General features: G+C 42.5%; 9 protein-coding genes. 4 read left to right on the plus strand and 5 right to left on the minus strand.

Annotation, left to right across the window (positions count from 1 at the left end; all coding sequences use genetic code 11):
- The 5 genes from LN893_RS19850 to mazG all read right to left on the minus strand — a co-directional run.
- Positions 1 to 653 (minus strand): energy transducer TonB (locus LN893_RS19850; protein ID WP_229973106.1); only part of this gene is annotated, 653 nt, incomplete at its 3' end.
- Positions 654 to 663: 10 nt separating this feature from the next.
- A complete protein-coding gene (locus tag LN893_RS19855) occupies positions 664 to 1182 on the minus strand; it encodes an ExbD/TolR family protein (protein WP_229973108.1) in 519 nt (172 codons plus the stop codon).
- A 13-nt stretch (positions 1183 to 1195) separates the two neighbouring features.
- On the minus strand, positions 1196 to 1801 hold the full coding sequence (locus tag LN893_RS19860) for an ExbD/TolR family protein (RefSeq protein ID WP_229973110.1): 606 nt from the start codon (positions 1799 to 1801) through the stop codon (positions 1196 to 1198).
- A 19-nt stretch (positions 1802 to 1820) separates the two neighbouring features.
- Positions 1821 to 2699: a MotA/TolQ/ExbB proton channel family protein gene (locus tag LN893_RS19865; protein ID WP_229973112.1), complete on the minus strand. Its 879-nt coding sequence runs from the start codon at positions 2697 to 2699 to the stop codon at positions 1821 to 1823.
- A 535-nt stretch (positions 2700 to 3234) separates the two neighbouring features.
- Entirely contained in the window at positions 3235 to 4044 is an 810-nt protein-coding gene (gene mazG / locus LN893_RS19870) for a nucleoside triphosphate pyrophosphohydrolase (RefSeq protein WP_229973114.1), read from the minus strand.
- A 169-nt stretch (positions 4045 to 4213) separates the two neighbouring features.
- On the opposite strand from mazG, the gene glmM reads away from it, so the two are divergent.
- From glmM to LN893_RS19890, 4 genes are all read left to right on the plus strand, one after another.
- Positions 4214 to 5605: a phosphoglucosamine mutase gene (glmM, locus tag LN893_RS19875; protein ID WP_229973116.1), complete on the plus strand. Its 1392-nt coding sequence runs from the start codon at positions 4214 to 4216 to the stop codon at positions 5603 to 5605.
- A gap of 142 nt (positions 5606 to 5747) precedes the next feature.
- Positions 5748 to 6890 (plus strand): cysteine desulfurase family protein, encoded by a 1143-nt coding sequence (locus LN893_RS19880; protein WP_229973117.1) that lies wholly within the window; start codon positions 5748 to 5750, stop codon positions 6888 to 6890.
- A 98-nt stretch (positions 6891 to 6988) separates the two neighbouring features.
- The gene (locus LN893_RS19885; RefSeq protein WP_229973118.1) at positions 6989 to 7570 is read left to right on the plus strand and encodes an LOG family protein; all 582 of its coding nucleotides are present in this window, start codon (positions 6989 to 6991) and stop codon (positions 7568 to 7570) included.
- Positions 7571 to 7586: 16 nt separating this feature from the next.
- The coding region (locus tag LN893_RS19890; protein WP_229973119.1) for a hypothetical protein at positions 7587 to 8110 on the plus strand (524 nt) is incomplete at its 3' end.

The raw sequence follows: 8110 nt of genomic DNA on the forward strand, positions 1-8110 counted from the left end.
GAAAGAACTACCATACCTTCTATACCTGCACGTTGAGCTGCTGCAGGGTAACGCATGTTCTTGCCCAGCCACTTCAACAGTTCTCCATCACCTCCAGGGAATTGTGGCATCTGCTCTACATAGGTATAAGGCTTCTCTTCAATCACCTCTTCTACAATAGCTCCAGTTCCTTCAATATCACCGATTGGTGCGGCAGGTACGTTTTTAACACCTTCCTGAGTTTTAGTGCCGGCTGCTGTTTCTTCTAAAACATCAACGTCTGGCACTTCTTCTTCTTCCACTACCTCTTCGTCACGCTTAACAACAGGAGGAGTATATTTTACTGTGGCCTGTTGTGGCGGCGGTGGTGGCGGCGCATCTGGTGGCGGCGGCGGCGGCGGTGGCGGTGGCGGTGTGTTTTCTACTGGTGGTGGCTGCGCCAACTCTACTTCCGTTACAACTCGCTCAATCTGCTGCTCTACCTCTTCATCTTTGAACATTGCTTTAACAAGCGGAATGCTAATGAACAAGGCAAACAAAATAGTTGCTATAATAGCAGCCTGAGTGATGTGCTTGTTGTAAAGTCTACGAAGTAGGTAAGCACCATACGCTCTGTTTCGTCCTTCAAAGACGATATCATCGAGCGATGCTTTAGCATACTTGTTAACTTCCATTATTTAATTATTATCTGTTTGCGAGTAACTGTTTATCCTGCTCTGTTATATCAACAAGAGCGAATTTTTTTGTATCTGTAATCTTCATCTCATCAAAAATATCAACCATATTTTTGTAACGAGATGCTTCAGTTGGTTTAATCATCACAACCATTTTAGGGTTATCCTTTACACGCTGTGATAATAGTACCTGACGAATTCCGTTGTTCGAAAAATCTGTTACTTCTACCTCTGGGTTCTCATCAGGATTACCTAATCCAAAGTAGTAATAAACTTTATCCTCTTCGCCCAACAGTATTGTTAATGCATTACTGGCTTTGATAGGGGTATCGTTCTCTGGCTTATTCTCATCAATCGGAGTTCTAATCTCCATTGTCTGAGGCTTGCTAAAAGAAGTTGTAAGCATGAAGAACGTTAACAGAAGGAAAGCCAAGTCCACCATCGGTGTCATGTCCAAGTGAGTGGACATCTTTTTGGCTCTTTTCTTACCACCCTTACCGGAGTCAGCTTTTTCTTGTATTTCTGCCATTGTTTCTCCTTTATTAGTTAATGGTTGGTCGCGTTTCCATGTCTGTAATCAAGTTGAAGGTGTTTACCTTTCTTGCCTCCAGTGTACTGATCACCTTATCAACTGTTTCGTAGCTTACGTCAACGTCACCTTTGATGGCTATTATAACCGAAGGATTTAGTTTACGCGTTTCCCACACCCAATCAGATAGCTGATTATTAACAGAATCGATTGGAATACCTGGCTGGTTTACGTCTTTGCGTTCCGGTCCTGGTACTGATAAGAAGGAACCCAATTGGTTAATTGGTACTCCAAAGCTTGGAATCAGTGCGAAGGTTTGTCTTTGCTCTTCGTTGAACGTTACACCGTATTTTTGAGCCATCCTGTCGAGAAGCGTTTCCTTTGTATGCTTACCGTCTACACCGAAAAATACGCGGTTGTCATTAGATACTGTTATGGTGATAACGTCAGCGTCTCTTAATTTTATTTCTGAGACTGACGAAGGTGTATCAACGATAACGGCTTCATCTGGTGTAGGTGTGGCAGTCAGCATAAAGAAAGTAACTAACAAGAAGGCCAAGTCAACCATAGGCGTCATGTCTATGGACGGTTTGGTTCTTTTTACTTTTGCTTTAGGCATCTTTTACTGGTTAAGGTAATTATACAGTTTGAGTTGCTTTTGGTGCGCCTGCTGCTGCAGTATCGTGCTGAGCTGCAAACGTAGAGATAATGCTGAAACCAGCTTCATCAATGCTGTAAGTAAGCTCATCGATTTTGCTTGTAAAGTAGTTGTAAGCAATGATTGCAAGAGCAGAACCTGTAATACCAAGAGCTGTGTTGATCAAGGCTTCAGAGATACCGTTAGAAAGCGTAGTTGCATCTGGAGTACCTGCTGCTGCAAGAGCCGAGAACGCTTTAATCATACCAAGTACCGTACCAATCAGACCAACAAGTGTTGAAATAGAGGCGATAGTTGAGATAATTACAAGGTTTTTCTCTAGCATTGGCAATTCAAGAGAAGTAGACTCTTCAATTTCCTTCTGAATAGCTGCGATTTTCTCTGCTTTTAATAGCTCTCTGTCAGCCTGCATTTCTTTGTACTTAAGCAGACCAGACTTTACTACGTTTGCAACAGAACCTTTTTGTGCATCACATGCTGCGATAGCACCGTTGATGTCATGCTGGTTTAGTTTTTGAGAGATGATGCGAACAAAACCTGCAACGCTTTTCGTGCCTTTTGCTTTGCTGATAGTTAGTGCGCGCTCAATTGCGAAAATAAACACTAAAAGAACAAGAGACATCAAAACAGGTACTACGTAACCACCTTTGTAAACAATCCCTAAATAGTTACCTGGAAGTGGATGGTTTTCGTTGCTGCCACCTTCAAAGTTACCAGGGTTACCTAGTACAAAGATATAAATCAGGAAACATACGATAATAGCAACTGGAATTACGATGGTGGCAAATAAAGAGCCACCCGTGCTGTTCTTTGTTTCTACATTAGCGTCTTTGCTTACTACTGCAGTCTTTTTTTCCATTTTTTTAAAGTTTAAAGTTTAGCTGTTTGTGTGTAATTAATTGTTTGTGTTTAACTTAAATGAATTTGCTACCAATTTAGTTCTTTCTTCAATTCGCAATTTCTGCTTTTTTAGCAATTTTCAAAGCACTTACGTTAAAAAAAAGCTTTCAAACATGAAAAAAAACTAAACTTGCCTCTTTTAGATCAAAAATAATTTAGAGCAAATTACCGCTTCTACAAAGCTAATTATTTTAAAATATTATCCCAAGTATAAACATCAATCTATACCGACTTTTTCAAACACTAAGACTAAAAATTGATAATTCAGTAGAATTAGTTGGCTTTACTTGTCAAGTAGAGAAAACTAAACAGTAGTAAGTTGATCACTTAGCAGCTTTTTATGGGCTACTTTGTCTGACTAAGATATAGAAATGTGTCTTGGGTTTCAAATAACGGTAACTAAAGCCTTAGTTCTGCTGCAGTTTTTTGCTGGAAAACGTTTTTACCCTCTAGGTTGATCTAAATATATAAATTTTATTTTAAACTATTCAAAATTATCGGCTTTTAGCTTTGTTCCAGTAGAAATCCATTTCTGCTAGAGTCATATATTGTAGCTGCTTGCCGTCCTTTGCGGCTTCTGTTTCCAAGAATTGAAACCTGTCGATAAACTTTAGGTTAGTCCTTTCTAAAGCCTCTTCTGGATTTATGTCTATGAAACGGGCAAAGTTAATGAGGGAAAACAGCAGATCGCCAAATTCGGCTGTAGCCTGCTCTTTGTTTATAGAGGAAGTATCTGTGATGTTATACTCTGCTTCGAACTCACCTAATTCCTCCTGCACCTTTTCCCACACTTGGGTCTTATCGTCCCAGTCGAAGCCTGCTCCCCTTGCTTTTTCCTGCACACGCATTGCTTTTACTAAAGCTGGTAGCGATGATGGAACGCCTCCTAGTACCGACTTATTGCCTTCCTTCAATTTCAATTTCTCCCAATTCTGCTTTACCTGCTCCTCTGTATCTGCTTTAGCGTCACCATATATATGCGGGTGGCGAAAAATCAGTTTCTCGCATTGTGCATTTAGTACATCGGCTAAATCAAAAGATTTCGTTTCAGAGGCGATTTTAGCATAAAACACCAGGTGCAGCATTATATCGCCTATTTCCTTTTTAATTTCCTGCATATCGCCCTTCAGAATGGCGTCAGAAAGCTCATAGGTTTCTTCTATGGTAAGGTGGCGCAGGCTGTTTATAGTTTGTTTCCTATCCCATGGGCACTTCTCGCGCAAATCATCCATCACGTCCAGCAAGCGGTTAAATGCTTTTAGTTGCTTGCCGCGTGGGCTATCATCAAAGTTTATAGTATCCATAAAACAAATGTACAAATTAAAAGGCATCTGTAGCCGCGAAAGCCTTTCGAGATGCAGTAGACGCATTTTGCTCTGAAATGTTGCCTTAACCTTCGGGTATAAGTAAACTAATTGTTCTGCTCTTATTCTTTAATTTGCTACTTTTGTACAGGTAAAAGAACTTTAGAAAGTGGCTTTAATAAAATCAATTTCAGGAATAAGAGGAACGATAGGTGGTAAAGCAGGTGATGCTCTTACGCCAGTAGATGTTGTAAAGTTCGCTGCTGCTTTTGGCGCATGGGTGCTGCAGACAACACAGAATAACACCATTATAGTAGGGCGCGATGCACGTATATCTGGTGAAATGGTAAATAAACTAGTGTGCGCTACACTACAAGGCCTAGGCATCAATGTAATTGATGTAGGCCTTTCTACCACACCTACTGTAGAAATGGCTGTGCCTGATAAAAGGGCAGGAGGCGGTATCATACTTACAGCCAGCCACAATCCGAAGCAATGGAACGCTCTAAAACTGCTTAACCAGCATGGAGAGTTTATTTCTGATGAAGAAGGAAAGCTCGTGCTGGAGCTTGCAGAGCAGGAGTCGTTTGAATTTGCGCAGGTAAATGATCTGGGTACATACAAGCAAAGTGATAAAGCACTCAAGAAACATATCAAAGCCATTTTAGACCTGCCTTTAGTAGATGTGGAGGCCATAAAAGCGAAAAATTTTAGAGTAGCAGTAGACGCTGTGAATTCTAGCGGTGGCTTTGCAGTGCCAATGCTGTTAGAAGCACTCGGCGTAAGAAATATAGAGAAGATATTCTGTGAGCCAGACGGTAATTTTGCCCATAACCCTGAGCCGTTACCCGAAAACCTGCGCGAAATATCTCGAGTGATAGAAAAAGGAAAGTTTGACTTGGGTATAGTAGTAGACCCAGATGTAGATCGCTTGGCCCTCGTAAATGAGGATGGCAGCATGTTCGGCGAAGAGTATACGCTGGTTGCTGTGGCCGATTATGTGCTTAAAAATAAAGTAGGCAATACGGTTTCTAACCTTTCTTCTACCAGAGCTTTGCGCGATGTTACCGAGAAAGCAGGAGGAGAGTACCATGCGGCAGCCGTGGGTGAGGTGAATGTGGTAAATATGATGAAGGCGCAGAATGCCATCATCGGTGGTGAAGGCAATGGCGGTATTATTTACCCAGAGCTGCACTACGGACGTGATGCTTTAGTCGGTATCGCATTGTTTCTGTCGCATTTAGCTAAGTCTGGCATGAGCATGAAGCGCCTGCGTGCTTCTTACCCCAATTACTATATCTCTAAAAACAAAATAGAGCTAACCCCTGAGGTAAATGTTGATGAAGTGCTGCGCCAGATGCAGGAGCGCTACGCCAAGCAACCTATCAATACGATAGACGGTGTTAAGATAGAGTTCGATAAAGAATGGGTGCACCTGCGCAAGTCTAATACTGAACCTATTATCCGTATTTATGCAGAGTCAGAGAGTAACGCAACTGCCGAGCACCTGGCCAATAAAATCATTACCGACATCAAAGAAATCATCTCTGAAAAGTCTTAAGCTTATGTGTTGTTGCTGTAGCCATAAAGCAAGATAATCTTTGAGTTGCGCCAGGTCGAAGTCATATCATGTCTTACTGCCTGGCGCAACTTTTTTTAATGCGAATACAGTTGTTTAGTTAAGAATTAAAAATTTTACAGATATGCGTGTTTATTTAGATAATGCCGCCACTACTCCGCTAGATAAAGAAGTTTTTGATACCATGGCTCCGTTTATGCTGGAGCATTTCGGGAATCCGTCTTCTATTCATACGCATGGCCGTGAGGTGAGAGCTGCTGTAGAAAAGGCACGAAAGACGGTGGCGGGCTTAATTAACACATCGCCAGCCGAAGTATTCTTTACCTCTGGTGGCACCGAGGCCGATAATGCTGCCATTGTTTGCACGGTACGTACGTTAGGTATCAAGCATATCATCACCACTAAATTGGAGCACCATGCAGTGCTGCATACGGTGGAGATGCTGGAAAAGCAGCAGGATGTGCAGGTAAGCTACCTACGACACGATGAACAGGGTGTGCTGGACCTGGAGCACCTGGAGGAGTTACTGGCAAACAGCCCGCAGACTCTGGTAACAATTATGCACGCCAATAACGAAATCGGGAACCTGAATAACGTTCAGGCCATAGGCGAGCTCAGCAAGAAGTATAACGCTATTTTTCATTCCGATACGGTGCAGACCATGGGCCACTATAAGCATGATGTGCAGCAACTGGGAGCAAATTTTATAGTTGGTTCTGCTCATAAATTTCATGGACCTAAAGGCGTGGGATTTCTATACTGCGATGCCAATGTGAAAATCCAACCGCTGATACAAGGTGGTGCACAGGAGCGTAACATGCGTGGCGGCACCGAAAACGTGTATGGTATAGTTGGCCTAGCCAAAGCATTAGAAATTGCTTACCGCGATATGGAGGAACACCATCGGCATATACAGGGGCTTAAAGATAGAATGATTTACAAGCTGAAAGATCAGATGGAGGGCGTGCAGTTTAACGGCTTGTCTGCAGAGGGGGATAAAAGCCTGTATACGGTGCTGAACGTAAGCCTGCCGCCTTCTGATATGAACGAAATGCTGCTTTTTAGCTTAGATATAAACAAAATATCTGTTTCTGGCGGAAGTGCTTGCAGCAGCGGAGCCAATCTTGGTTCTCATGTATTGGAAGCGTTAAACATAGATCCTGATCGAGCAAATGTGCGTTTCTCGTTCAGTAAGTATAACACGCCAGAAGAGATAGATTTTGTAGCTGAAACACTAGCAAAGATGTTTAAGAAGATGCCTGTATAAAACATAAACTTTCAAATAAATAAATATAGAGCTCTAGCATTATTGTTAGAGCTCTTTTTGTTAATATTAACTTTTTATTTTTAGCCAATTTATTCAGCATGAAAAGTATAGGAGTTTTTTGCGGCGCAAATGCGGGCGGTAGTGAGGTGTACCGTGAAGCTGCCGCTAAGCTAGGTGGTTTGATGGCAGAGCAAAGTATAGCGCTGGTATTTGGTGGTGGAAAAGTAGGTTTGATGGGAGCGATAGCCGACGCTGTGTTAGCGGGTGGAGGAAAGGCCATAGGCGTAATTCCGCAGAGCCTGGTAGATAGGGAAGTGGCACACACAGGGCTGAACGAGCAGCATGTGGTGCAGACCATGCACGAACGCAAAGCCATGATGGCAGCCCGATCAGATGCTTTTGTTGCCATGCCTGGCGGCTTCGGCACCTTTGATGAGATCTGCGAGATCATCACCTGGAACCAGTTGGATATTATCAGAAAGCCTGTTGCCTTTTTTAACGTGAATGGCTTTTACGATAAGTTCTTTGAGATGGTAGACCATTGTATTGTGGAAGGTTTTATAAAGGAGAATCTGCGGGAGAAATTAATAGTAGAAAGTGATGCAGAGGTACTGCTGCAAAAAGTGAAGCGCTTTGCTGATGAGGCTTCGGATTATTGGATCGATTTTAAAAGAATCTAACCTATACCTTAAAATAATGATTTTAAAAGCCAAATTCAGGAAGACACTGCTGCTGGTGCCTATGTTGCTGCTCATGCTTTGTGCAGATCTGCGGGCGCAGGATATTTTTTCTGTTGGCCCGATGCTACACTATAACTTTGGCCAAAAGAAGCCGAAAGTGAGTTGGGGAATCGAAGCCTCCCTTTGGTGGTACGAAAACCAATTTCCGATCAGTACCAATTTTGGTTTTGATAAGCGAAAGGGAAGCTCTGTTTTGTACCTACAGGCACAGACAGGCATAGGTCTGGTGGGCTTGTCGGCTGGGCCTTATGTGGAGTTCAGGAAAGATGATACAGCAGTACTAGGCCTGCAAACCGACTACTGGCTTAATTACTTTGCGGGCTTAAACTACAGAGTAAGGTACGGCGGTGGTGAAAAGCAAAAAGCAATGGGTATATATTTGAAAGCTCCTATCGGTATAGGCATTGAAGATGCAGATGACGACGATGATTTTGATTGGGGTACCTCTATAAAAGTAATGATAAGTTATAGTTTGCGACA

It is taken from the genome of Pontibacter harenae (assembly GCF_020907245.1).
GTDB classification, from domain to species: domain Bacteria; phylum Bacteroidota; class Bacteroidia; order Cytophagales; family Hymenobacteraceae; genus Pontibacter; species Pontibacter harenae.